Annotated in this window: 18 protein-coding genes; 9 read left to right on the top strand and 9 right to left on the bottom strand. The window is 42.1% G+C overall.

Going from position 1 to position 25,872, the window contains the following annotated elements; translation table 11 throughout:
- Positions 1 to 143: 143 nt before the first annotated feature.
- The 5 genes from P0106_RS06510 to malQ all read left to right on the top strand — a co-directional run bounded on the left by P0106_RS06510 (position 144) and on the right by malQ (position 10,234).
- Positions 144 to 1,547: a carbohydrate ABC transporter permease gene (locus P0106_RS06510; RefSeq protein ID WP_004113788.1), complete on the top strand. Its 1,404-nt coding sequence runs from the start codon at positions 144 to 146 to the stop codon at positions 1,545 to 1,547.
- Positions 1,544 to 2,464 (top strand): sugar ABC transporter permease, encoded by a 921-nt coding sequence (locus tag P0106_RS06505; protein WP_004113786.1) that lies wholly within the window; start codon positions 1,544 to 1,546, stop codon positions 2,462 to 2,464. The genes P0106_RS06510 and P0106_RS06505 overlap by 4 nt, the downstream gene beginning before the upstream one ends.
- 105 nt (positions 2,465 to 2,569) lie before the next feature.
- On the top strand, positions 2,570 to 4,561 hold the full coding sequence (gene pulA, locus P0106_RS06500; protein WP_473730585.1) for a type I pullulanase: 1,992 nt from the start codon (positions 2,570 to 2,572) through the stop codon (positions 4,559 to 4,561).
- Between the two features lie 441 nt (positions 4,562 to 5,002).
- Positions 5,003 to 7,738, top strand: a complete 2,736-nt coding sequence (locus tag P0106_RS06495; protein WP_473730584.1) for a proline-rich domain-containing protein — start codon at positions 5,003 to 5,005, stop codon at positions 7,736 to 7,738.
- A 246-nt stretch (positions 7,739 to 7,984) separates the two neighbouring features.
- Positions 7,985 to 10,234: a 4-alpha-glucanotransferase gene (malQ, locus tag P0106_RS06490; RefSeq protein WP_473730583.1), complete on the top strand. Its 2,250-nt coding sequence runs from the start codon at positions 7,985 to 7,987 to the stop codon at positions 10,232 to 10,234.
- Between the two features lie 347 nt (positions 10,235 to 10,581).
- Here malQ and P0106_RS06485 read toward each other — a convergent pair whose 3' ends face one another.
- The 3 genes from P0106_RS06485 to P0106_RS06475 all read right to left on the bottom strand — a co-directional run bounded on the left by P0106_RS06485 (position 10,582) and on the right by P0106_RS06475 (position 13,028).
- Complete coding sequence (locus tag P0106_RS06485; protein ID WP_020760800.1) at positions 10,582 to 11,196, bottom strand: DUF624 domain-containing protein; 615 nt, start codon at positions 11,194 to 11,196, stop codon at positions 10,582 to 10,584.
- A 147-nt stretch (positions 11,197 to 11,343) separates the two neighbouring features.
- Entirely contained in the window at positions 11,344 to 12,177 is an 834-nt protein-coding gene (locus P0106_RS06480) for a carbohydrate ABC transporter permease (protein ID WP_004113778.1), read from the bottom strand.
- Positions 12,174 to 13,028 carry a carbohydrate ABC transporter permease gene (locus P0106_RS06475; protein ID WP_004112931.1) on the bottom strand — a complete coding sequence of 285 codons (855 nt, stop codon included), beginning with the start codon at positions 13,026 to 13,028 and terminating at the stop codon, positions 12,174 to 12,176. The genes P0106_RS06480 and P0106_RS06475 overlap by 4 nt, the downstream gene beginning before the upstream one ends.
- Positions 13,029 to 13,377: 349 nt before the next feature.
- On the opposite strand from P0106_RS06475, the gene P0106_RS06470 reads away from it, so the two are divergent.
- The gene (locus P0106_RS06470; protein WP_013399403.1) at positions 13,378 to 14,397 is read left to right on the top strand and encodes a LacI family DNA-binding transcriptional regulator; all 1,020 of its coding nucleotides are present in this window, start codon (positions 13,378 to 13,380) and stop codon (positions 14,395 to 14,397) included.
- Positions 14,398 to 14,648: 251 nt separating this feature from the next.
- Here the strand turns inward: P0106_RS06470 and P0106_RS06465 are convergent, their stop codons facing one another.
- Both P0106_RS06465 and P0106_RS06460 read right to left on the bottom strand, forming a co-directional pair.
- On the bottom strand, positions 14,649 to 15,992 hold the full coding sequence (locus P0106_RS06465; protein ID WP_013399402.1) for an ABC transporter substrate-binding protein: 1,344 nt from the start codon (positions 15,990 to 15,992) through the stop codon (positions 14,649 to 14,651).
- Between the two features lie 154 nt (positions 15,993 to 16,146).
- Positions 16,147 to 16,905, bottom strand: a complete 759-nt coding sequence (locus P0106_RS06460) for a histidine phosphatase family protein (RefSeq protein WP_004138413.1) — start codon at positions 16,903 to 16,905, stop codon at positions 16,147 to 16,149.
- A gap of 183 nt (positions 16,906 to 17,088) precedes the next feature.
- Between P0106_RS06460 and P0106_RS06455 the strand changes: the two genes are divergently transcribed.
- Positions 17,089 to 17,673 carry a hypothetical protein gene (locus P0106_RS06455; RefSeq protein WP_004112904.1) on the top strand — a complete coding sequence of 195 codons (585 nt, stop codon included), beginning with the start codon at positions 17,089 to 17,091 and terminating at the stop codon, positions 17,671 to 17,673.
- A 73-nt stretch (positions 17,674 to 17,746) separates the two neighbouring features.
- Positions 17,747 to 18,562: a nitroreductase family protein gene (locus tag P0106_RS06450; RefSeq protein WP_048730992.1), complete on the top strand. Its 816-nt coding sequence runs from the start codon at positions 17,747 to 17,749 to the stop codon at positions 18,560 to 18,562.
- Positions 18,563 to 18,609: 47 nt separating this feature from the next.
- Here P0106_RS06450 and P0106_RS06445 read toward each other — a convergent pair whose 3' ends face one another.
- Positions 18,610 to 18,876: a hypothetical protein gene (locus P0106_RS06445; protein ID WP_004138399.1), complete on the bottom strand. Its 267-nt coding sequence runs from the start codon at positions 18,874 to 18,876 to the stop codon at positions 18,610 to 18,612.
- A gap of 409 nt (positions 18,877 to 19,285) precedes the next feature.
- On the bottom strand, positions 19,286 to 21,349 hold the full coding sequence (locus tag P0106_RS06440; protein WP_004112898.1) for a cation:proton antiporter: 2,064 nt from the start codon (positions 21,347 to 21,349) through the stop codon (positions 19,286 to 19,288).
- Positions 21,350 to 21,710: 361 nt separating this feature from the next.
- On the opposite strand from P0106_RS06440, the gene P0106_RS06435 reads away from it, so the two are divergent.
- Complete coding sequence (locus tag P0106_RS06435) at positions 21,711 to 23,237, top strand: aminotransferase class I/II-fold pyridoxal phosphate-dependent enzyme (protein WP_473730582.1); 1,527 nt, start codon at positions 21,711 to 21,713, stop codon at positions 23,235 to 23,237.
- A 144-nt stretch (positions 23,238 to 23,381) separates the two neighbouring features.
- Here the strand turns inward: P0106_RS06435 and P0106_RS06430 are convergent, their stop codons facing one another.
- Positions 23,382 to 24,440: a LacI family DNA-binding transcriptional regulator gene (locus P0106_RS06430; RefSeq protein ID WP_101892011.1), complete on the bottom strand. Its 1,059-nt coding sequence runs from the start codon at positions 24,438 to 24,440 to the stop codon at positions 23,382 to 23,384.
- A 29-nt stretch (positions 24,441 to 24,469) separates the two neighbouring features.
- Positions 24,470 to 25,849 carry a glycoside hydrolase family 13 protein gene (locus P0106_RS06425; protein ID WP_473730581.1) on the bottom strand — a complete coding sequence of 460 codons (1,380 nt, stop codon included), beginning with the start codon at positions 25,847 to 25,849 and terminating at the stop codon, positions 24,470 to 24,472.
- Between the last annotated feature and the right edge of the window lie 23 nt (positions 25,850 to 25,872).

The raw sequence follows: 25,872 nt of genomic DNA, 5'->3' as shown, positions 1-25,872 counted from the left end.
GTTTTCTAAATATTAAATTCTTTTAAAAGAAAATAATATTTAGAAAACACACGGCAAGGACGCCCCGCTCCCCTAAGGATTTTAAAATCGGGGCGGGGCGTCTTTTGCTTGTAAAAACCCCACAATTTTACGAAAGGCATGTCATGACTGGCACGACATCCACCAAGCGAGGGAAGCGTAAGAAGGCACCTGCTGCCGATGAATACATTGCCCCTTCGCAATACTCATTACAGGAGGCTGCAAAGCACGCAGACGTACTGTCTTGGGTTTCGATAATTATCTTCGGTTTTGGTAACTTCGTTCGCAAACAGTACGTGAAAGGTCTCGTATTCATTCTATGCGAGGCTGGAGTTCTTGCCTTCTTGGCCACAACTGGCGCTGAATATCTACCAAAATTCGGTACTCTTGGTACTAAGAAGCAGGGTAGAGTAAAGATTAACGGCTTCTGGCACTATGTGGCTGGAGATAATTCTGTTGAAATTTTGCTGTATGGCGTTATGAGCATTGCAGCAATTGTTGTTTTAATTTATTTAGCTACTTTGTCTTTGCGTAGCGCATACAAAGCTCAGGCTTTTGTAGCGCGCGGAGAAAAGCCTATTACTTTTGTTAAAGATGTTGAGTCTTTGCTCGACCGCCATGCGCACGTTGGTTTTATGACTCTTCCAACCGCTGGAATTGTTTTGTTCACGGTTTTGCCATTGGTGTTCATGATTTCGATGGCATTCACAAACTATGATCGTGACCACACATTGCTGTTCCATTGGGTTGGTTTAAACAACTTCTTTAAGATTCTTGGAAATACAACTGGAACCATTAATGCTGGAATCTTCTTTGATGTTTTGATTTGGACCCTTGTTTGGGCTTTCTTCGCTACATTCTTGAACTTCTTCTTCGGCATGTTTATGGCAATGATTATTAACAGGCGCACCACTCGTCTTAAGAGCTTGTGGCGTATCTGCTTCTCTTTGACCATTGCTGTCCCACAGTTTGTGTCCTTGCTTGTTATGCACAGCATGTTGCAAAGAGATGGCGCTATTAACCGTCTTCTTATATCTTCTGGCTGGATTCATTCTCCACTACCGTTCTTCCAAGATGCTACTTGGGCAAGGGTTACGGTTATTCTCATCAACCTTTGGGTTGGTATTCCTTACACCATCATGCAGATCACTGGTATTTTGCAGAACGTTCCAGCTGAACTTTACGAAGCAGCAGAGCTTGACGGTGCAAGCTGGTGGCAGCGTTTCATGAACGTCACTATGCCATACATCTTCTTTGTTATGACTCCATACCTGATCACCACCTTCACTGGAAACGTTAATAACTTCAACGTTATTTACCTGTTGTCTGGCGGCGAGCCAACACCAATTGGTTCTTCTGCAGGTAAGACTGATTTGCTCATCACCTGGCTGTACAAGCTTACGGTTGATAAAGATAACTACAGCATGGGCGCGGTAATCGGCATTATGACATTCATTGTGCTTGCGATTGTTGCTTTGATAACATACCGCAACTCTGGCTCCTACAAGAATGAGGAGGGATTCCGGTGAGTAATAAGAAGGATCTTATGCAAGGCGAACAGACTGTGCATAGTGTACGTAGTGTCCCGTTCTGGCGCGATCAGCGTATCCGCCGCATATTCGGAGACATTGTAGCTCATCTGTTCCTGATTGTTATGGCTGTGATTTGGCTTGCGCCAATCGTTTGGGTGTTCTTGGAAAGCTTTAACCAGAACACTGCACCATATCAGACAACGTTCTTCCCAACTAAGTACACGTTTAATAATTACATTCAGCTGTTTACTGAGCGAGAAGTTCTTGACTTCCCACGAATGTTCTTAAACACCTTGATTGTGTCTATTTTCGTGTGCATTATCTCTCTGTTCTTCGTGCTTGTAGTAGCGTTCTGCATGTCTCGTTTGCGTTTCCGCGGTCGTAAGACATTTATGAACATTGCTTTGATTCTTGGTATGTTCCCAGGCATCATGGCAGTTATCGCTATCTACTTCATTTTGAAGGCTTTTGGCTTGACGAATGGTTCTGTTGTTCTTATTTCCCTTATAATCGTTTACTCTGCTGGCAGCGGCATGGGCTTCTACGTTATGAAGGGCTATATGGACACGATTCCAAAGTCTTTGGATGAAGCCGCTTATTTGGATGGATGCACAACTTGGCAAGTATTCTGGAAGATTATTCTTCCAATCTGCAAGCCTATGATTGTGTTCCAAGCTATTGTTAGCTTCTTGGGTCCATGGCTTGACTTCGTTTTGGTTAAGACTATTGCCCGTACTCAAGATAATTACACTGTGGCTTTGGGCTTGTACCAGATGTTGCAGAGAGAATACATCAATCACTGGTTCGCACGATTCTCCGCTGGAGCTGTGTGCGTTTCCATTCCGATTGCAATCCTGTTTATTGTCATGCAGCGATTCTATGAAGAGTCGATGTCTGGCTCTGTTAAGGGATAGTAACCTCTACATCAATTGTGGGGTTTAATTGAAAATGGGGGTCGAGCGTTTTAAAGCGTTTCGGCCTTCATTTTCTTCTGAATAATTAAAAGAAGGATATATTACATGACGTGCACGTCTTCAACACAATGGCCAGTGTACTCGGGTCAGCTTGGATGCTCGCTTAATGAAAAATCAACAACATTCACAGTTTGGGCACCAACCGCATCATGCGTAACGCTAAGACTTTTTGAAACAGGAAACAACAGCGAGCCGTTCAAAACACGTAATTTAAAGCCATTGCGCGACGGCGCATGGAGAACTTCAATATTGCAAAGGCTAGATGGCGTTTACTACGATTTTCTGGTGACTTTTGCAGATGGAAAAGTCAATCGTACAAGTGACCCTTGGGGTGTTGCTAGTGGCGTAAATGGCGAGCGCAGCATGGTTGTAAGTGAGGAACGCGTTAGCCCAGCTGACTGGCACAAAGATAAGTCGCCAGAGTTTGTGCGCCATGCGACGGTTGTTTGGGAAACGCATGTTGAGGACTTTAGCAGCAATCCTAATGGTGGTTTTAAGCCAGAACATAGGGGTCAGTATCTTGCTTTTACAGATTCGCATACGACTTTAGGTGGCGATGAGCACTTCCCTACTGGAATTGACTATCTTAAAAAACTTGGTGTAACTCACGTTCAACTAATGCCAATCTACGATTTTGCTACTGTGGATGAGGTTGCGATTTCGTCTGCTCGCAAAAACGGTGAGAGCGTGGATTCGCTTTACAATTGGGGCTACGATCCACATGCGTACAACGTTCCAGAGGGTGCTTATTCTAGTAATCCGTATGACGGTACGGCAAGAATCCGCGAGTGCAAGGCGATGATTGGCGCTTTGCATAAAAATGGTATACGCGTAGTTATGGATGTTGTTTATAACCACATGTTTGAGGCTGCGTCGAATGTGTTTGAAAGTGTGGCTCCAGGCTATTTCTGCAGGCGTAAGGCTGATGGGTCTTTTGCTAATGGTTCTGGCTGCGGTAACGAGATGGCTTCCGATCATCCTATGTTTAGGCGTTTTATGATTGAATCTATTTTGCACTGGGCGCGCTGCTACCATGTGGATGGTTTTAGGTTTGACCTTATGGGCTTAACGGATGCGGAAACTTTGAATATGATTCGTGCCGAATTAGATAAGCTTGATGGCGGCAAAGATATTCTTATGTATGGTGAACCGTGGGGTGCGGATGCTGCAGCTGTTGGCGATGATTGCCCTATGGGAGATAAAGATGGGCGAGGATTCCTTGATTCTAGAATCGGCTGGTTTAGTGATGAGTCTCGTGACACGCTTAAGGGCAATGTTATGGATCATCATGACCGCGGATATGTAAATGGCAATGAGTTTTGGACGGCGGATCCTGTGCGAAACGCGTTTAATGGCTGGCGTGGTATGCCTTGTGCTGGTAAAAGTGTTGGTCAAATTGTGCAGTATGTTTCTGCTCACGACGATTTGACTTTGTGGGATAAGCTGTGTATTTCTATGCGCGATAATGCGTCTAGCTGCGATTTTGACGCAAGTGATCCAAACAGCGTTGCAGACATTTTTAGCGCTAATATTCTCAGTGCTGGATTGATTTTGTGTTCTGCTGGAATGCCATTTATGCTTGGCGGCGAAGAGTTTGGTCGCACTAAGCATGGTTGCGATAATTCCTATAATCGCGGTGCGCTTATGAATCAGCTGGATTGGTCTAGAATTAAGCGATTCCAACCTCTTGTAGAGTGGTATAGTGCGCTTATATCGCTTCGTGCTAAGAATGCGGAGTTTTATGATGCTCAGCACACAAGGCTTACTGCGTCTGATGATGCTGTTCTTGCGGAGCAGATTGGAAGCGATTTGATTGTGTGCGTGAATCCTATGAATGATGCGTCTGCAACAATTGATTTGCCTGCTAAATCTGCGAACCCGTGGCGCTGCGTGTTGGATTCCACTGAGTATTTTGCTAAGTGGACGGGGCACGACTCTGGCAGCTGCGTTTCTATGCTGTGCGATGATAATGGCTCTCAGTGTGCGGTTCATGTGCCGCCGCGTACATTCGTTGTGTTGAGTCGCAAGCGCGCTTGATTGCTCGAGTTCTTGAGCGCGCTCGACCCGCATTTTATCCCGATTTTGTTCCCTTATTCTTGTGATTTGGGAACAAAGTCGGGATTATTTTTTGTCTTATGATTGAATATTAATATTATTGGGAAATAACCCAATATTTTCGAATACTGAGTTGAATACTAATATTTCAAGACAAATCCTTGTAATTTCCTTAATTGTTCCTTATAACTTGCCAAAGTGAGCGAATTATTCCTGTGATTCTGTTAGAATAACTTTTATACTTTATACCCCTATTATGTATATGCAAAGTGGAGAAATATGCAGAGTAGAGAAGAGTAGGAAGTCTAGAAACAAGACAGAGACGCGAAACGTAATAAACAGTCAGCGCTTTGATCTTACAACTTGATAATTAAACAAATACCCCCACCCCCAAACCTAAATGATTTGAAGAATGAGGTAAATATGAACGCTAAGATTGCAGCCGCTATCTCTTTGGGAGCAAGCTCTTTGGCTCTTATTGGAAGCATAAGCATTGCAAACGCTGCCAACGCAGCCGACGCGACTACAACAGATACGTCCAATCATCCAGCAGCACAGGTTAAGACAATATCCGACACTGGTTTTAATGCTGTTAGCAATGTTGTAACTATAGATCCGCAAAACTCTACACCGCAAACCGTTAACTCGCCTGTTACTGGCGACGCTGGTGCTGGCAAGCAAGAGAAAGAAAATCCTGGAACGGTTCAAGGTTCAGGCACATCTAAGAATAACACTCCAGCAAATGCAGAAATACTCCAAAAAGTCGAAGAATCAAAGAATCTACAAAAAGAAGCTCAGAATAAGCATAATGAAGCAAATAAAGCTGTAGAAGAAGCAAAACAAGAAGCTGAAGATACTGCAAGAAAAATTAATGAAGCTGTAGAAAAGAAAAATAATGCAGAAAATAGCATTGCTGAGACCAATAAGAAAATAGAAACAGAGACTCAGAATATAGCAAATGCCGAGCAGCGCATTGAAGAGAAGAGTAAAGCCGTAAAAGAGGCAGAAAAAGACAAGAAAGTGACTGACGAGGCTAAGCAAAATGCTGATCAAGTAAACAAAATTAGGTCTGAAGAAAAAGCTGCAAAAGATGAACTTGCTGAGGACGCAAAAGATGACAACGAAGAAACTGCAGAAGATTTAGCAAATGAAGAAGAGGCTAAATCTAAGCTTGAAGCAGAGTTAGCTGAAGCTAAGCAAAAGTCTGAATCCACTAAGGTAGAAGCTGAAAAGCTTGAAAAGGAAGCACAGCAAAAGGAAGCAGCTGCTGAAGGCGTCGATAATAAGATTGAGAACATTACTAAGCAAATTAAAACTGCAGAAGAAAATCTAAAAACTCTTGATGCTGACAATGATCAAAACAAAATTAATCAGTTAAAAGAAAAAGTTGCTTCGACTAAAAAACAAGCTGAAGAAGCAGAAAAAACTGCTGCCCAAAAACAACTTGCATATACGAAACAAAAAGAAAAAGTTGCCGAATATGAGAGAGAATTACAAAAATTAGAATCCGATAGATCAAAACTTGGTGATCCTTCACACATAGAAAAATTAACTAACGCGCAAACTAAAAAGACAGAGGCGCAAGATATTGAAGAGCAATTAAAAAACGAAGCTAGTACCGCAAAAGAAAATAGCGAAAAACTAAGTACTGAAGCAAAAAAAGCAGAAGAAGAACTTGCCAAAGCAGATAAAAGTAGTCAAATAAGAGATCTATTAGATACAATTTCTGAATTGACTTCTGAGATAAATTCTTTAACAAGAATTTCTGATAATGCAAAAGATGCTCGAAAAGCTGCCAATGAGAAGAAGTCTGAATCTAATTCTTTAGCTAAAAAAGTTTCAGATAAAGAATCCGAACTAGCTGAGCTTGAGAATACTATAAAAGAGCTAAAAGAATCTAAACAAGATGCTGAAAAAGATCTAAATGTCGCTAGCAGAGATGCAGAAAAAGCTAAAGAGGCGGCAGAAAAAGCTGCTCAAAACTTACTGGCAATAACAGAAGAAGCACAAAAAGCAGAGAAAAAAGTTCAAGACGAAACTGCTAATCTTGAAAACGCTAAAATAGATAAGGATACCGCCGAAAAGAATCTTAATCAACTTAAAGAAGACTTGAAGCGAATCGATAAAGAAATATCAGAAGCGAAAACTAATGTTGAAGCAACTAAACAACTTGCTGAAACAGCAAAGCAAAAACTAAATGAAGCGAAAACTAATGTTGAAGCGACTAAAGCAAAGATCTTAGAGCTAAAAGCTTCGATTGAAGAGACCAAGCGTACACTTATTTCAAAGTATGCTGCAAGCTCCCAAACCATCGAATTCGCTTTTGATTTAATGATAAAAGAGGTTGCTAATCGATCTAAAGAACTTGATAAATCAACACAAACGTTGAACAATGTGGAAAAGAGTCTCACTGCAGCAAAGCAGCAGGCTGAGGAATCTTTGAATCCACAGGTTCAGAAGCCAGCTCCTTCTACACCAGCTCCTGCTCCAGCTCCAAGCACTCCGCAAGAGGCTCCACAGGTGCAGCCACAAGCTCCGCTTAATCCACCAGCACCTCCAACGGCTTCAAATCCACAGGTGCAGGAACAGGCTCCTTCTGCGCCACCAAGCGCACAACAGCCAGCTCCAGCTCCAAGCACTCCACAGAATGCGCCACAGAACAATGCTGCACCAAGTGCGCCACAGGCTTCGGCTCCTTCTGTATCACAGTCTGCACCACAGGCTGCACCTAAGCACAGTGCTGTTCCAGCGAACCAAACGGAGTCCACGCATACCGCAAAAGCTGCAGAAGAACTCGTAGAAAATGCTACTGCTAAGTCGCCAGCAACCGCAGAGATTCCTGCACGCACGCCTCGTGCTGCAGCATCTGCTGCTCCTACAGCAAGCTCCGCAAACACAACAAAGAGCGAAGAGTCCAAGAACACATCTAACGATTCTGCAAAAGATGAAAATCAGAAGGAATCCGAAGAGTCCAAGAACGAAGACTCAAAGAGCGAAGACAATAGCAGCGATAAGAGCGCTCAGGCATCTGGCGCAAACAACGGTGAGCACGCCGCTGGCAACAGCACAACGCTAATTGCAGCAATCGCAGGAAGCATAACTGCTGGAATCGCAGCAATCGGCGCAGGATGGCACTTTATGCGAATCCGTCGCAAGTAAGTAGCAGCAAATATGCGCAAATAACAAAAAACAAAAAACCGCAGTTGGTATTTAACCTTCTGCGGTTTTTTGTTAAGTGCCACGAAAATCGCCAATATTGCAAACGATATCAATACTTAATATAATGGTTAGCTAGAGCGTGCCTCAATCCAGTGAGGTGTTGAGAAATCGCACTCTTCAACATCGTTTGCAAACCAACATCGATGCGACGAGATTACATGTGCCACTGATTAACAAAGGAGCATCATGAGCACAACAGACAACGCCAAAACAAAGGCTGCCACGCCTGTGCCCGTAGAAGAAAGCACAGAACGACTCAATCGTCTACTAATTCAGTTAGCAAAAGCCTGCGGAGTTGCAACTTTCTACATCGACCAACTAGGCGACTATACGGAAATTACCGATGAAGCTCTTGTTGGCGTGCTAGATGCACTAGGTTGGCAAGCAAATACAGAGGAAAATATTGCAAACTCACTAAAACGAGTGCAAGAAAAGCGAGATAGCGAACTTCTGCCACCAACAGTTGTATGCTTTAATGGCACAAAAACAATAGTGCCTGTGCACACTGGCGGTAGTGCAATCGACCCAAGCAAAATCCACGTAACACTGACTTTAGAAGACGGAACAGAATACGAGGATACGCCTGATAAGCCGCTTAATAACTTTAAGACAAGCAAAGAGGGCGACTTATTGCTGGAACTTCCAGAAGATTTGCCAATGGGTTACCACACTCTGAAAGCAACTGTAGATGACGAATGCGCCTTGCATGCTCAGGTTACACTGATTTCTGCTCCAGCAAGAATCCCTCTTCCGCAAAGCGTTCAGGAACGCCATCGCTGGGGTTACATGACTCAGCTCTACTCCGTGCGATCAAAGGAATCTTGGGGAGTTGGCGATTATGGAGACTTGCGTAGGCTGCTTAAAGACGCGGGTAGCATTGGCAAAGCCGACTTCATGCTTATAAACCCAATTCACGCCTGCGCACCAGTGGCGCCTTTAGAGCCTTCGCCTTATTTGCCTGAGTCGCGCAGATTCTTAAACGTAACTTATATTCGCCCACAGGATATTCCAGAATACACGCAATTAAGCGATAGCCAGAGAGAACAAGTGGAAGCTCTGCACGAGTCGGTTGAAGCGCAAAACAACGATCCAAATCCTATGGATATTAACGCTGCTTGGAGCGCAAAGCTACCAGCACTAAAGATGATTTTTGAGCAGCCTAGAAGCGCAGAGCGCGAGCAGGATTTCGCAGACTTTAAGGCGCGTTCTGGAGAAGACTTAGACGCTTTTGCGACTTGGTGCGTAGCCTTCGAGGTTTGGGGCGCTCCTTGGGGAGATAACCTTTGGTTTGATACCACCGGCAAGGGCACTCCTCAGATTGACGCGCTTAAGTGCGAGCACGCTGATTTGTTGGAGTTCCACCGCTGGCTGCAGTGGATTGCAGACGAGCAGGTTGCAGCTGCCCACGCCGAAGCTAAAGCCGCTGGAATGGCAATAGGTCTTATGCAAGACATGGCTGTTGGCGTTCACGGATATGGCGCAGATGTGTGGTGGAGCCCAGAGCGATTTGCTAACGGCGTTAGCGTTGGTGCACCTCCAGACTTCTACAACCAGCAAGGTCAAGATTGGGGTCAGCCTCCATTTGACCCTAATTATCTAGACGAAACTGGTTACATTGCATACCGAGACATGGTTCACAACGTGTTCTTGCATGCTGGCGCGGTTCGCATTGACCACGTGCTCGGGCTTTTCCGCTTATGGTGGATTCCGCAAGGTCAAGGAGCTAAAAACGGTGCTTACGTGTACTACAACGTGGACGCTATGCTTGCTGTGCTTAGCATTGAGGCAACTCGCGCAGGCGGATTGGTGATTGGCGAAGATTTGGGCACTGTTCCAGCATATGTTTCTAAGGTTCTTGCCTCGCATGGAATTCTTGGAACTGTTGTTGAATGGTTCACTCACGACGACGATGCAGAAAAAGCCGCTAAGAAGGTTGGTAAAAAGCAGACTATATTTGCAAACCCTTCCACATACCGCGAATATGCTTTGGCATCTGTTACAACTCACGACATGCCACCTACAGCTGGATATCTTGCTTTCGAGCATGTTAAGCTTCGCGAGGAGCTTCATTTGCTTACCGATTCTGTAGAAAGCTTCCAGAAGGCTGCGAGCGCAGAACGGGACGCCATGATGAAGATGCTTTTGGAAGGCGGATGGATTAGCAAGGATGCTGCCGAACATGTAGAAGACCATGTGCAAGAGATTGTGGAGGCTATGCATGCGGTTATGCTCACTTCCCCATCTTTGCTTTTGCAAGTGGCGCTTGTTGACGCAGTTGGAGAAAAGCGTTCGCAGAATCAGCCTGGAACCAGTACAGAATATCCAAATTGGCGTATTCCTTTGGCTGACAAAGATGGCAATGTTGTTCATACAGACGAAGTGTTTAAGTCACCTAGAGTGCTTTCTATGGCAGCTGTTATGAACGGCAAAAAATAATTAGAATTTAAGCCAAAATAACAATAAAAATAACAATAAAAATAACAAAAAAGAAAGGGTGAAAACCTTTATAAATAAAGCTATTTAGAGTATAATGAAAGGGCATGGTTATCTGTTAAGAGTAACTTGTTTCCCTCCCCGACATGGTGTTAGGATTTGCGCATAGTTGCACATTTAAAGCACCTTGTAATGATGTCCCAAATGAGGCGAACATCCATGATGGTGTTCGCCTCATTAATTATTCTGCAGAATACACGGATACCTAGTTACCCCCGATTACCCAGTTATCCGAATACCCGATTACTTGGTTACATCTAATTCTCGGGTTACTAATGTCAATTCACAAATCACTTACCACTTGTTTTAACGTATTTTGCAAACACACGCTCAAGCAGCGGAGTATGGAGCATAATCAAAGACCCCCATCCAAGCAAAATCAACAGCGGCAATCCCTGCAAAAAATACTTTAAAGATAAATAGACAAGCGCAAAAAATACAAAGTCAAGCAAAACCATCATAAAAGTGGTTGCAATGTAAGATACGCTAAAAATCAACGAATTAATCAAAGTTCTACCAACAGAATTTTCAAATCTTGCTTGAAGAGCAAACACCCATTGAGCAACCAAAACCCATAAAATACTGATCGCAAACTTTATTATTAAAAGTGGCGTAAGCTGCAGAAAAATCCAAGACCCTACAATTGCCAGAAGAATCGGAAGCAAAATTATCCAAATAATAGTAGATTTAACAAAATTATTTTTAAAAGATTTAAAATAGATTGAAGTTGTGTGCGCTTCTCCGCGTTCAATCCTTCTAGCAGTTTCATGAGCAGCTGTAATAGATGCGCCAATCGTTATAATCGGAATACTCGTAATAATCATTAAAATGGTAAGCCATACTGCATCTGCAAACGATTCCATTCCTTGAGCAAACTTTGAATCGGGGCTGCCAAAAGAAATCATTACAACCACTCCCGCATAGTTAAACGCAATCTAAAACAAATCTAAAATAACAATACACTAAAAAATACACTTAAACACAAATGATGGTGGAAGCAAAGTTTTGCAACCACCATCATCATGCAACCGAGGTCCGAAGGAGAAAAGACCTCAGCCTTTTACCGCACCAGCCATAACGCCTTTGATAATATACTTCTGGCAGATGAGGTAGAAGATAATAATTGGAAGAATGGCAAGAACCAAGCAGCCCATCATGGCACCCATTTCAACGGAACCATAACCACCCTTCAAATATTGAACTGCAATCGAAACAGTCTTATACTTGTTCAAATCCAAAGTGAGGTAAGGAAGAAGGAAGTCGTTCCAAATCCACATTGTTTGCAAAATCGACACAGATATAATAGCAGGTCTCATAATTGGAACAATAATCTGGAAGAATATGCGAGGCACTGAAGCACCATCAATCATTGCGGACTCTTCCAATTCCTGAGGAATACCCTTCACAACGCCCGTGAAAATAAACACAGCCAAACCTGCGCCAAAACCAAGGTAGATAATCCACAATCCCCAAGGGGTGTTCAATCCAAGCTTTGTAGTGATGTTGGAAAGAGTGAACATAACCATCTGGAACGGCACAATCATATTGAACAAGAACAATACGTAAAGCAGCCTTGCAGCCCAATTGTTTACTCGCACAATCCACCATGCACACATCGAAGTGCACAAAAGAATCAGAACCACAGCGCCAATCGTTACAACAATTGTCCACCAGAAGCTCATCAACAAATTCGTGCGGTTAATGCCAAGAACGTAATTATCAAAACCAATAAACGACTTTGGAGTAAGTGAGAATGGCTCGCTAGCAATATACACCTTTGACTTAAAGGAATTCATAAACACTAACGCGATTGGGAAAATCCACAACAAACTCACTACAGCAAAAAGCGTGGTCCAAAGCACAGGATGCTTAGTTTTCTCGTTCATGCTGCCACCTCCTTAGACGTTGTCAACCTGTTCTGAATCAAAGCAATTACAGCCACAATGATGAAGAATATGACTGCCTTTGCCTGACCGACGCCTTCACCATTGATTCTTCCATAGAATGTGTTGAAAATGTTCAACGCCAACATCTCCGACTTTCTGGAAGGAGCACCATTAGTCAACGCCAAGTTCTGATCGAACAGCTTGAATCCGTTTGTCACAGTCAAGAATGTGCACACTGTAATGGACGGCATCATAAGAGGAATCGTAATCTTAAACAGCGTTTGCATTGGTGTTGCGCCATCAACAGCTGCCGCCTCAATAACATCTCCTGGAAGCGCCTGCAAACCAGCAATGTAAATAATCATCATATATCCGATTTGCTGCCAGCATATCAAAAGAACCATGCCCCAGAATCCGTACGTCGCAGAATACGTAATAGCACGACCAAAGTAGCCTAAAATACCATTAAGCACTACTTGCCAAACATAGCCCAAAACAATGCCACCAATAAGATTTGGCATAAAGAACACTGTACGGAATAAGTTTGAACCTTTGAACTTCTTTGTAAGCATATACGCAATTGCAAAAGCAATAACGTTAATAACAACTGTTGTTACAACAGTAAAAGCAGTTGTGAAAATCAACGAATGAATAAAATGAGGATCGCGCAAAGCCTTGCGATAATTGCGAATACCCACAAACTTTCCATCCGTAACAGTATGGAACTTAGTAAAGCTAAGATACACACCCATTACGAATGGCACTAAAAAGCCGATTACAAAAGCAGCAAACGTTGGCAAAGCGAATAACGCCCACCATTTGCGTATTGCTTTTCCACTCATATTAATCATGACTCGTCACTTTCTCCTCCTTGAGTACAACGCTTGTACGAGCGTCGACGCCCGAACCAATACTTTTATATTACTACATGCAACAGCAATGTCAAACGTTGTCATTTTTTGCATGTCGTTACGCGATGAAATCAAAATTAAATGTGAAGAAAATCCCTATTTTTGGCGATTTTGCAGCAAAATCTGCTATTATTATTTTTATTGCAAACGTTTGTGTATAAGAGGCGCAATGAACATTGATGTATGCGCTGCTCATATACTATCGTTGAAGATGATTGAATGATATTAATGAAGACATTAATAAAAATATTGATGAAGATATTGATGTTGTGCGAATAAAGGAGTTCACATGCCGGCTAATATTCAAGATGTTGCCAACGAAGCTCACGTATCAGTATCTACTGTTTCACGCTCATTTACACGACCAAACTTAGTTTCCGCAATAACTCGCGACAAAGTGTTGGCTATTGCAGAAAAACTAAACTTCTCAATATCTCGTTCTGCAGCCGCTTTAAAATCTGGCAGAACTCTAAGAGTCGCACTACTAATGAGCGACAGCATTCGCCTGTGGTTTAGCGCATCCATAATGCAAGGATTGAATCAGGTTCTTCACCCAGCAGGCTACGATCTATCAATTTTCCAAATATCAAGCAGCCAAGAGCGCGCAGAATTCTTTGATATGCTACCAACTCGAAGAAATGCAGATGCCGTAATAGTTTGCTCATTTGACGTAAATAAGTCGGAAGTTGCTTCATTAAAGGCAACTGGTGTACCAGTTTTAGGCATAAACTGCTTATATCCTATGGACTGCGATTTTGATGCAACAATTAATATTGACGACAATCAGGGCGCGAGGCTTATGGCTCGCCACCTTATTGGATTAGGTCATAAAAACATAGCTTATATTCGCACAAATCGCGATGTTTCCCTGCATTTCAGCGTTTTACAACGTTATCATTCGTTTATTGACGAATGCAAGATTAACAATATTACGCCTACCGAAATCGTAGCTCCAGAAGGTTTAGACCGCATAAGTTCAATAGTTTCATCGCTTTTAAGCAACAGTAGTATGCCTACCGCAATCGCATGCCAAGAAGACGGAATAGCAATACCTTTAATGTTCCAGCTTTCTAGAAGCGGATACAGCACACCAGGTGATCTTTCAATTATCGGTTTTGACGACAGCTTCTACGCTAGAGAAACAGGACTTACAACTATCAGACAAGACCCTGTAAGCATGGCAGTGGATGCTGCAAAAATGACTTTATCTTTAATTAATGGAGATTATTTAGATGAAAGTCGCAGATACATTACGATTCCAGCACAGCTAATTGTGCGCTCGAGTACATCTCAACTTGACGTAGCTTAGTTTAAGTACCATTTTAAATGCAATCTTAAAATACTATTTAAATATCAGAATAGATTCAAACAAAATTCAGCCTAAATTCAAACAAAAGAGCTTCAAACACCTAAGGCTTGAAGCTCTTTTAGTAGGCTATTAATGCACTGTGCTAATGCAATTACATCAACAGCCCAATCTTAAATTATCGTTTTAAATTATGTTCTTAAATTATGACTTTAATTTGTAATCAAGTTTAAGCCGAATAATCAATATTCAGATTAATCCTGATCTTCGTGAGTCTGAGCAACTTCCTTAGCCCAATTGTCAACGAAGGCGCTCTTAACCTTATCCCACTTGCCAGTGCCCTGAGCATACTCAAGCAAAGCGGAGCCAAGATCGTTCTTCCAGTTGTCAGATGGCATCATAGTGAAGTTCCAGCTTACAGGAGTCTTACCAGACTGAGCATCTTCAACAGCAGCAGCAGTCAAAGGATTCTCAGACTTCATATCAGCAAAGCTCTTGAATGGAGTGGTGAAGCCCATCTTCTTAGACATAGCTTCCTTGCCATAATCAGAGGTAAGAACCCACTTCAAGAAGTCCTTAGTTGCCTTCTTGTTTGCATCCGAAGTCTTATCGTTAATGCACCAGTAGTTCTCGGAGCCAGTAGCCAAGCCCTGCTTTTCTTCGCCCTTAGCACCAATGTAGATTGGGAGCATGCCAAGGTCTTCAGCCTTCATGCCAGCCTTCTGCAGGTCGGTCCAAGCCCAAGTACCATTCTGATAGAACACAGCCTTGCCAAGCGAGAACTCAGAGTTTGCATCCTCACCAGTCTTAGAGCTGAGCTGAGTTGCAGGAGTGGTGGAATCAGTAATGTAAAGATCAAAGATCTTCTTGTATCCGTCAAGGAACGTGCCCTTGATCTTTGCTGGCTGCTTAGTTACCTTGTCTGCCTTGAACTCATAGTACAGAGGAATGTTTGCAAGGTGAGTCTTAAAGCGCCAATCAGAGCTGGAATCGAAACCAGCAGAAGTGAAAGCACCATCAACACCAAGTTCACTCTTACGAGCCTGAATGTCGTCAGCAACAGCCTTAAGCTTATCGAAGGAATTAATCTCTTCAGCAGACTTTACCTTTGCATCCTTAAGCTCAGTGTACTTCTTTAACAAAGACTTGTTGTAAATCAAGCCGTAAGTTTCCATTGCGTATGGAACACCAACAACCTTATCTCCGTCCTTAAGAGCAATATCCTTGTTCTGAAGCTGCTTGTAAAGCTCCGTATCCTTAAGATCTGCAGTGTAATCCTTCCAAGATGCATATCCAACAGGACCATTCACCTGGAAGAGTGTAGGGGCTTCATCACCCTTGCTGATTTCACTCTTAAGAGACTGCTCATATGTGCCAGAAGCAGCGTTCTGGACCTTTACAGGAATACCAGTCTTCTTGGTATATTCCTTAGCAACTTCCTTCCACTGATCAGCAGATTCTGGCTTGAAGTTAAGGAAGTAAACCTTACCCTTATCGGAAGAATCCGAAGAGCTGGAACCACATGCAGCGAGCGCACCGAATGCCATCGCGGAGCAAGCTACAAGTGCAATTGTTGACTTAATTGTACGATTCATCATCGAACCTTTCTCCTATGCCGTCGACCCTACTATGAGCCGCCGCACCCCTAGGTGCCCTTTTCGACAATTTTTATTATGCCTCAAATGCAAAGATATTGCAAACGATAGCAGTGTTGATATGATGGCGTGTCGAATAATCTGCAACAATCACAAATCAACAATTCCAGCGAACGATTACACGATCTCCCTTATAAGTTCCAAGAGCGCTGTAATGAGCAGTGTCTAGTCGCAGCAACCGCGCTTGAGACGCATCAACGCCTAACCATCTCATAGCTAAAATTCTAAGAACATGCGCGTGTGCAACAATAATCACATCCTTGCCGCTTTTAAGTTTTGGTAAAACAGAGTCGATTATTTTTTGCGTTCTATCAGAAACATCCTGCAGACTTTCCCCATTGCAGCGTACGACTTTCACCGTTTCACCACTAGGAAGAGACTCTTCACAAGAATCCGACATAAACTCTGGAAGAGCCTTAGGACCATCTCGCCAAACATCCCACGATTCTACTCCGCTTAACGCGGAGACATCTTTTCTAGTTCGCCCTTCTGCACACCCATAATCCCATTCAGCTGCGTATTCTAACGGCGTGCAATACGTAAAACCCGCCAGTTGAGCTGTTTGACGAGCACGAACAAGAGGGCTTACAAACTGGCAATCCGCATCAAAACCCTTAGGAAATGCTTGTCGAATGCGCTCACCAGCATAAACTGCTTGCGAACAACCAATTTGAGTAAGCGGTATATCCGTTCTGCCTGTATGCTGACCTGATTCGCTCCAAACAGTTTGTCCGTGACGCAAAAGAACAAGTCTTCCCTCTGGAGCTCCGCCACAAGTTGCTGGAACATCTTGAATCTCGTACGAATCTCCGCTAAATGAACCACCATTAACGTCAACGTCAATACTGTTCAGCATAAATCCACTCCGCCTTAAGCACCGCCAACAAGTCAAAAATCTACGCTTGGTGCCTTAGCGCAAATCTAAACCCATTACTTACAAACTGGCTCCACTGCCATATTCGCTCGCTTTTATAACACTTTTATAACACTTTTACATGTCAATTACTAATTGGTATTTCGCTACCATTAACATAAAAATATGACGTTAACCCAAAATGATTCACGATATGATTCACGGAATGATTCGCAGCACAATTCACGACAAGACTTTTCTGGTCAATTTTATACCGAATCTTCCAACGCACATGCAGATTATTGTGCGACTCATAATGCGTCTCGCAGCGCAACCCGCAGCGCTTCAAATCTTACAATTAAGCGTTTAAACAAGGTTAACGATAAAGCTATTGCATTAAGACAAAAAAGACTTAAAAATCCTGACACTTTGTTAGATATGATTGCAAAATCTGCAATTCCTGCAATTGTTACAATGGTCGTAGGTAAAGTCGCAGAAATCGTATGGAAGCATTACGTAAAAAACAATAAAATGCACAAAATCGCGCAAAATAAACAATTTGAGAAATACAGAAAAAATAAAAGTAGCAAAAATAAAGACGTAAATAGGGAAGACTATAAAAAAATCAGTAAAGACAATAAACAAGAAGATTCTTTGCTCATGAACCTCGGGCTTGCGATTTTTAGCGCAATATTAACAACAGTTGCAGGTAGATACACAAATCGCGCGGTACTATCTGCAATTAAGAAAAGGCAAAGTCGCAGAAAATAACAAGAAAAACAAGTATTTTAAGTAGTCTAAATAGCATAAATATTTTTCAATAGCATAATTTTAAGGAAATAAAATGACAGAGTTGCAACAAAATAACGATCAAAACAACAATAAACAGATTGAAGAAAATAAAACAATTCAGACACTTCTAAATCGCAGATCTATACGCGCTTTTAAAAACGAGCCGATTAGCGAAAATATTGTAAAAACGTTGGAAGCAGCAGCGCAGCGCGCAGCTTGTAGTCAGTTTTTAAACGACTGGTCCGCAATTAAAATCACTAGCAAAAATCTTAAACAAAAGCTTTCCGAGCTTGGAAATCAAACTTATATAGCCACAGCGCCACTTTTGTATGTTTTTATTATTGATCAGCACAGAAATGCTGCTATAGCGCGCAAAAATGGCATTGATGCAGACGGAAACGATTTTACGCTTAAAACAGGATACAGGTTCTCACAGTCGCAGAACGATGCAATTCTTGCACTGCATGCTATGGAAACAGCTGCAGAATCACTTGGGCTCGGATGCGTAATCCTTGGTTCAATTTTGAACAACATTCCCGATTTAATTGAACTTTTGAAGTTGCCAAAATACACGTATCCAGTACTTGGGCTTGCGATTGGCGAGCCAGACCAAAGCCCAGAGCTAAAGCCGCGCATGGACTCGAGCATGCAATTCTTTGAAAATGAATACCCTAGCAGCGATGATGTTTTGCTTGAAAAACTTGCAGAATTCGATGAAAGAGTGCATAAATACTACGATTTGCGAAATGCTAGCAAACCAGTAGACGCGTTCAGCGCACAAATCGCAAAGCTTGCTGTAGATTCTGGCGCCAAAAACCATAGTTGCGAATCGCAGCTTAATGCGCAAGGATTTACTTTTAAGTATTGATTTATTGATTTGCTGATTTTTAGTGTTAATTATTTAGCATTAATTATTTAACGAAGACGCGGCTTATATCCGCGTTTTCTAGACTTAGGTTTGGTTGTTTCAAATCGCGAGCGCATATCGCAATACTTACGAATTGCAGGATTTGAATGCGTTAAATGCCAACTTCCGCAATAATCGCATTTATAAACCCATAATCTTGCTCCGCGCTCTCTAAGGCTTTTATCCGCTGCCATAAGAGCCTGCCCTTTATTGGCATACATTATTTTTTGGGTAGATTCACATCTGCGCGGAGTAAAGAAATACATGTAACCCATAGTATCACCGCAACAAACTGCGTTGATTCGCAACTTTATGTGCCAAATCAGCCGAGCGGCTACTAATAGCCGCGAGGAATAGCGCGCGCTTAGACCGCGTGCGAATCGACGATTTCGAGCTGCATAATGCGCGGGCGCGACGACCTGCCTTTTCGCTTAAAGCGTAGCGCGAAAAGGCAATTCGGAGCGCTGAGCTTGCTTAAGGTTGAAAGCACAGTGTGCTTTCAACGCAAGCGAAGACGTGAGCGCGCTGTAACGCGCGAACGATACACCTCGATTCGCTGAGCCGCTCAAAGCAGAAGCACTGCTTCTGCGCGGCGAAGTCGTTCGCGCGCTTAGACCGCGCGAACGACACAGCACGCCGCAAAGTTAATACAAACGCAATACAAAGCTGCATTTAACACAAAACTTACACATCTGCATTAGCATCAACATTCATAACATAAACGTTGTTTCGCAACTGCCGCTCTTGTGCACGCGTAATGTAACCCGCCTCATACATCTCATGAATAATCCTAAGCTCAATCGCATAGCTTTCACGCTTAACATCATCAATTCTCTCAATCATTTTTACGCTCATAGCAACATTTGGCCTAGATCTAAGAAGCGCCTCATTAGCCCTATATTCACGCAAAAGCGTTGAACAATGCTCCGTATTATATGTTTCCTTATGCATTTCCTGATACAAGCGTTTAACAACGCTATGTATAACGTCAATATGAATCTGCCGAACGCGCACAAAAATCATGTCTTCTCTAAGAAGCGGAGTCGTTCGGCGAATCATATTACTTGTTCGTCTTACAACTGTTACTACTCTTCGCTGAGCAGCCCTAAATCGTCCACGCAAATACCACATTATAGATTGTGATTGTTCCCCTGTGTGAATATGTCTTAAGGAATTCATTATCTGATCCAAAAGCCTCTCGCATGCTTCTGTCTCTAAATTATGAGATTTATTTATACTATCTTGTTTAAGTTCTTTAAGCCTTTGTTTTATATAGTCCTTTTCCCAATTTAGAGCATCTACACGTAATAACAAGTAGTCTTTTGAATCACTCTTATTTACATTTTGTTTTAGCCTATTGATTCGTTCCGTGTAGGAATCAATCACAGATAAAACGGCACCTCGAGTTTCATAATCATCACTTTTAAGATTGTCCTGCGTAACGTTAAGCGTAAGCTCTTCAACGGTTCTCCGCAAAACTTCTATGATTATTGGCGTAACTGCTTCTAGCTCATGATTGTTATCTTTAGGAGATATTAGGGGAAGAATAAAGTTAGCTAGCAAAAGCGTTACTACTATCACCACTCCAGCAATAAAAATCAATTCATTTCTAAGCGAGAAGCTAATTGGAAGCGTAAACATCAGCGCTAATGTTAAAGTTCCTTTTGCTCCACCTAATGTCATTATTACGGACGATTTTAGCCAATCTACATCTCGCCTATTTGCTTTAGATCGACTTGCAAGGCGAATCATAATAACCATCCACAAGAATCGAACGCCTATAATGGCAACTAAAGTTACGCAAATAATCGCCACTAGAATAAGATTGTTAATTCCACGATCATTCCAACTTGAACTTACTACTTTTGGAAGCGCGATTCCCAAAAGCACAAAAACAGCACCATTAAGCCCAAAAGATAGAACGCTCCAAACACTGTTTGCCACTATATTTGTTCGCGAAACATTAGGACCTACTCCAGAACGATCGAATTTTGTAAGCAATCCTGCAGTAACTAGCGCAAGCATTCCCGAAGTTTCAAGGCTTTCTGCACCCATGTATAACAAAAATGGTAGGAATAATTCCATTAATATTCTAGTTTTCGTAGTTTCCCAACCTAGTGACCTGATTTTTTCAAAAAGCCAGTTTGCAGCAAAACCTACTAACGCGCCTACTGCTATTCCACCAAAGAATTTTGTTGTAAAACTGCTTAATGCTGGAACAATGTCGAAAACGCCTGAGGATGCTACCAACACTGCAAATTGGAATCCTACTATTCCAGATGCGTCATTAAATAATGATTCGCCTTGAAGAACGCTAAATTGTTTGCGCGTAAGCGACACTTCGTGACTTAAAGCGCTTACTGCCACGGCATCCGTTGGACCTAATGCAGCACCCAACACAAGAGCTGCCGTAATTGGCACAAACGGCCATATTGCAGGCAATAGAATGCCAACAACAATCATTGTGGCTAAAACTAATCCAATAGCTAGCGTGGCTGAATATTTGAAGGAAGACAGCAGAGCTAGCTTATTGATTTCTCTAGACTCAAAGTATATAAGTGGCGCAACTATAACGACCATAAACATGTTTGGATCTAAAGATGCGTTTGGAAAAAATGGCAATTCTGCAGCAATAATGCCCATAGCTATCTGCACAAGTGGCACTGAAACTCTTGGTATAAAACGCTCCAAGAATGATGACAGAACCACAACTGCCATTATGTACAGAATTAGCTCAAAAATTGGCATACTGCTATAACTCCCCTTGCTTATTTGCCATATTTTTCCAGCTTATCGAAACATGGCAACCGCGCGAAATATAAGAAAATGGTAAAACAATTTGAGTAATTCAAAGTAATCTAAAATAAATCTAAAAAATTGTCTATTTATTCAAAAGTTCAACATAGATTCAAAAAGTTCATAATTGTTCGCACGGTTCTGTCAAAATTCAAAATAAATTCAATTCTAGGCTTGCAAAATGCTTTTTTATGCGTAAAATTGTCTTTTAATCGCCTCAAAGTTCAATTTATAGCTTCTATTTTGAACTTTGTTGTAAGTTTGTTCAATTTAAGAATGCTGATTTTATAAGCTTCTATAAGAAAGACGGATTATGGCACAGAATTTTGCAAACGACCTTAAAAAGGCCATGAAAATCAAAGGATATAAGCAGATTGATGTAATCGCGCTTGCAGCAAAAGATGGTCATAAGCTTGGCAAAAGTCAACTAAGTCAATATTTAAGCGGTAAAACTGAGCCACGCAAAGACGTGCGAGATATGCTTGCACAAATTCTTGAAATTAGCGACTACGGAATCAAAGGTGGGCATTCTTGCGCAAAAACCGCGCAAAACTGCCAGTCTGTAGAAGAATCACAATTAAATCAGCCACATCTTACAGAGGAAGAGCTTTCCAAAACGCTCAAACATAGATCTTTCAACAAATCCACCAAACTTGAGCACGTGCTTTACGACGTTCGAGGCCCAGTTGTAGAAGAAGCAAACCGCATGGAAGCAAACGGAACGCATATTTTAAAGCTAAACATTGGGAATCCTGCGCCTTTTGGATTCCGCGCTCCAGACGAAGTGATTTACGACATGCAGCAGCAGCTTATTGATTGCGAAGGCTACTCGGATAGTCGTGGACTTTTCTCTGCGCGCAAAGCGATTATGCAATACGATCAGCTTAAGGGCATTCCAGGCGTGCAAATGGAAGATATTTACACTGGAAACGGCGTTTCCGAGCTGATTAACCTTTCTATGCAAGCACTGCTTGATTGCGGCGACGAGATTCTTATACCAAGCCCAGACTATCCGCTGTGGACTGCGTGCGCAAGCTTGGCTGGCGGCACTCCTGTGCACTACATGTGTGACGAAAAGTCGCATTGGTACCCAGATATTGCCGACATTCGCTCTAAAATCACGCCTCGCACTAAAGCAATCGTGATTATTAACCCGAATAATCCTACGGGCGTGCTGTATAGTCGCGAAGTTTTGGAAGAGATTGTTAAGATTGCGCGCGAGTTTAATCTGATTATTTTTGCGGACGAGATTTACGACCGTCTTGTTATGGACGACAAGAAGCATGTTTCGATTGCTTCTCTTGCTCCAGACGTGTTCTGCGTAACTTTTAGCGGACTTTCTAAGTCGCATATGATTGCTGGCTTCCGTATTGGTTGGATGAGTCTTTCGGGAGATAAATCCAAGGCTCGCGACTACATTATGGGGCTTAACATGCTGTCTAATATGCGCTTGTGCTCGAATGTTCCTGCGCAATCTATTATTCAGACTGCTTTAGGCGGATACCAAAGCGTTGAGAAGTATTTGGAGCCGGGCGGACGCGTGTATGAGCAGCGAGAGTACTGCTATAACGCACTTCAGGAGATGGATGGCGTAAGCGTCGAGCGACCAGATGCTGCTTTCTACATGTTTGTAAAACTCGATCCTGCTCGCTACAACATTCACGACGACGAACAGTTTGCGCTTGATTTGCTGCGCGACCAGAAGTTGCTGATTGTGCACGGCAAAGGCTTTAATTGGCAGACTCCAGGCTACTTCCGCGTAGTCTACTTGCCGCGCTTGCAAACGCTTCGCGACGCAATGAGCAAACTCTCCAGCTTCCTCTCCTACTATCGCCAGTAGAAATCATAATTTTTGCATAAACAAAAAATTACGATTAATTCTGACCCTATTCAAGAAATTATGCATATAGTGCCACGCTAAAAAAACTTAACGTGGCACTATATTTTTCATAGGAGGAAGGAATCAAAGTATTTACTACGCAGACTATTCTCGTATAGATGCTGCTGGACCAATTGACTCACGCAGCAGCACAGTAATAGGTAGGCATACGTGACGGGATGATGCTCGTTCATACCCAGCATTCAAAGTCTCTACTATATATTCAGCAGCTAAACGTCCTTTAGTTGTAACAGGCTGTTTAACTGTTGTCAACGGTGGATTACTACATGCAGACTCAGCTAGATCATCAAAGCCTGTAACAGAAATATCACGTGGGATTTGTAAACCAGACTGTCTAGCAGCGTCCATTACTCCAAACGCAATAACATCACTAAAACAGATGAATGCAGTTGGTAATACAGAATTATTTTGTTTTATTTGTGCAAAAGCTTCTTCTCCTCCAGTACGAGTACATGGCACTTCAATAACATTTTTCTTATCGACCAGTGGAGCTATTCCATTCTCTTCTAAAGCAGAAACCACACCATCAATACGGCGACGAATTGTTCCATGCCAAGAAAGATACCCATCATCATTGCCTGATTCTGGAGAAATCACCACAAAATTGCGATGACCCAATGAAATAAGATGCTCAGTTAATTCCTTCATAGCGCGCGTCTCATCAATATTGATACTCGGAGCCTGGCTATGTACTTCACTGTCAACAATCACAAATGGCTTTCCTTGCTGCATAAGAGCTTCAACTTCACCACGATCTTCTTCTAAACCAGTTACTATAAAACCGTCAACTGCAGCATAAGGAATTGCTTTTAACATAGAATTACGAAGTGGAGGCACTAAAAGAAGCGTCAATCCCTCTCGCTCACAGATTTGCCCAATACCCTGAATAAATTCCGAATAGTATGGATTTTCTAGCACTCGCCCTAATTGCTGTGGTAGTAACAATCCCAAACTATTTGTCTTTTGAGTTCGCAGCATATAAGCAACAGGATTACGCACATATCCTAGTTCCTTTGCAACTGAAAATATGTGTTCTACAGTTTCTGATGATAAGCGATCAGGAGTATTATACGCAAAGGAGACAGCAGATTTAGAGACACGCGCTGCATCAGCAATATCCTGCATTGTAATTTTCTTTCCCATGTCTCACACTTCTTACTTCTACATTATTTTTACTGTTGAGCTTGCAATACGATCATAGAATTATCTCTATTGGGGCGCCAACTATTTCCAACAGTTACACCATTTATAATTCGCCAATTATGATTTTGCAATTGTTGAGGTAGCTTCGATGAATTATATTCTACCAAATTATTACGTGAAATAATCATCAAAAGAGATTCTTCCTTATGCTCTCGCGAAATAATGACAGTATCTCCGTCAACAGCGTAACAACTTTGCGTGCCTCTTCGCAACGCAATATGATCACGCCGCAATGCATTTAATTGAACAATTGTACGGAATATTTCAGCATTTGTATCAAGACTATCCCACTGCATACCAGAACGACACCCTGGATCATTATCGCCAACCATACCAAGCTCATCACCATAATAAATCATTGGAGCACCTTCGCAGGCAAACATGCAATAGTACGCAGTTATGCAATCCTCAGTATTATTTTGATGCGCAGTTAAAACACGCTCAGTATCGTGACTACCCAACAAATTCATCATCCCATGGTGATATCCATACGGTATACGCTCCTGCAAACGGTTAATACCGTTAACAAAATCGTATGCATTGAATCGCTTCGTTGCAGTAAAACCTAAAACTAAATCACGCAGAGTATAATTCATTGTGCTATCAGTAGTGTCTCCTTGCAGCCATTGAGCAGGGTCTCTCCATTCTTCAGCTATCAAACATAATTCTGAATTTTTTGCTTTAACAACTTGCCTAAAATCCTGCCAAAATTCTGGATAAATAAAATATGGAACATCAAGACGATAACCATCGATACCTTGATCAATCCAATATCTCGCAACATTAAAATGATGCTCACGCACCTTTGGATTAAACACATTCCACTTCGGTAGATATTCACAACCAGAACAGGTTTTATAATTAGGCACAGGCAATGACTTAACTGGAAAGTTTTTCACTGAAAAATAATTCACATATTCTGAATTCTCTTCATTTTTAACAACATCTTGAAACATCCAATGAGTTTTACCACAATGATTTAAAACTGCATCTAGTACTATACGTATATTCCGCTTATGCGCTTCATCTACTAATGTATGGAAATCTTCAAGAGTTCCTAAAAGTGGATCGATTTTAAAATAATCGTTTGCATCATAACGATGATTTGTTGCAGCAGAAAAAATTGGATTCAAATAGAGAGCATTGCAACCTAAATCATGAATATAATCAAGTTTTTCTGTAATTCCAGCAATATTACCACCTAAGAAATTCTCACGCGTAGGCTCAGCATCCCATGGATCAAGCGGCACATGACCTTCAGTTAGCTTACCGTAGCCTTCACAACGATAGAAACGATCAGGAAAAATCTGATAAAATCTTGCATCAGGCAACCACTGTGGTATAGACATAATAAACCCCATCCTTAATTTTT

It is taken from the genome of Gardnerella sp. c11Ua_71 (assembly GCF_055818025.1).
The sequence above is the reverse complement of the archived record's forward strand: the minus strand, read 5'-3'. Positions and strand labels throughout refer to the sequence as shown.

Coding starts and splice junctions, on each gene's coding strand:
- P0106_RS06455 (WP_004112904.1), top strand. CDS start 17,089: ATGACGTTAACCCAAAATGATTCACGATATGATTCACGGAATGATTCG.
- P0106_RS06445 (WP_004138399.1), bottom strand. CDS start 18,876: ATGGGTTACATGTATTTCTTTACTCCGCGCAGATGTGAATCTACCCAA.
- malQ (WP_473730583.1), top strand. CDS start 7,985: ATGAGCACAACAGACAACGCCAAAACAAAGGCTGCCACGCCTGTGCCC.
- P0106_RS06450 (WP_048730992.1), top strand. CDS start 17,747: ATGACAGAGTTGCAACAAAATAACGATCAAAACAACAATAAACAGATT.
- P0106_RS06460 (WP_004138413.1), bottom strand. CDS start 16,905: ATGCTGAACAGTATTGACGTTGACGTTAATGGTGGTTCATTTAGCGGA.
- P0106_RS06480 (WP_004113778.1), bottom strand. CDS start 12,177: ATGAACGAGAAAACTAAGCATCCTGTGCTTTGGACCACGCTTTTTGCT.
- P0106_RS06470 (WP_013399403.1), top strand. CDS start 13,378: ATGCCGGCTAATATTCAAGATGTTGCCAACGAAGCTCACGTATCAGTA.
- P0106_RS06485 (WP_020760800.1), bottom strand. CDS start 11,196: ATGATTTCTTTTGGCAGCCCCGATTCAAAGTTTGCTCAAGGAATGGAA.
- P0106_RS06475 (WP_004112931.1), bottom strand. CDS start 13,028: ATGATTAATATGAGTGGAAAAGCAATACGCAAATGGTGGGCGTTATTC.
- P0106_RS06435 (WP_473730582.1), top strand. CDS start 21,711: ATGGCACAGAATTTTGCAAACGACCTTAAAAAGGCCATGAAAATCAAA.
- P0106_RS06440 (WP_004112898.1), bottom strand. CDS start 21,349: ATGCCAATTTTTGAGCTAATTCTGTACATAATGGCAGTTGTGGTTCTG.
- pulA (WP_473730585.1), top strand. CDS start 2,570: ATGACGTGCACGTCTTCAACACAATGGCCAGTGTACTCGGGTCAGCTT.
- P0106_RS06425 (WP_473730581.1), bottom strand. CDS start 25,849: ATGTCTATACCACAGTGGTTGCCTGATGCAAGATTTTATCAGATTTTT.
- P0106_RS06465 (WP_013399402.1), bottom strand. CDS start 15,992: ATGATGAATCGTACAATTAAGTCAACAATTGCACTTGTAGCTTGCTCC.
- P0106_RS06430 (WP_101892011.1), bottom strand. CDS start 24,440: ATGGGAAAGAAAATTACAATGCAGGATATTGCTGATGCAGCGCGTGTC.
- P0106_RS06495 (WP_473730584.1), top strand. CDS start 5,003: ATGAACGCTAAGATTGCAGCCGCTATCTCTTTGGGAGCAAGCTCTTTG.
- P0106_RS06510 (WP_004113788.1), top strand. CDS start 144: ATGACTGGCACGACATCCACCAAGCGAGGGAAGCGTAAGAAGGCACCT.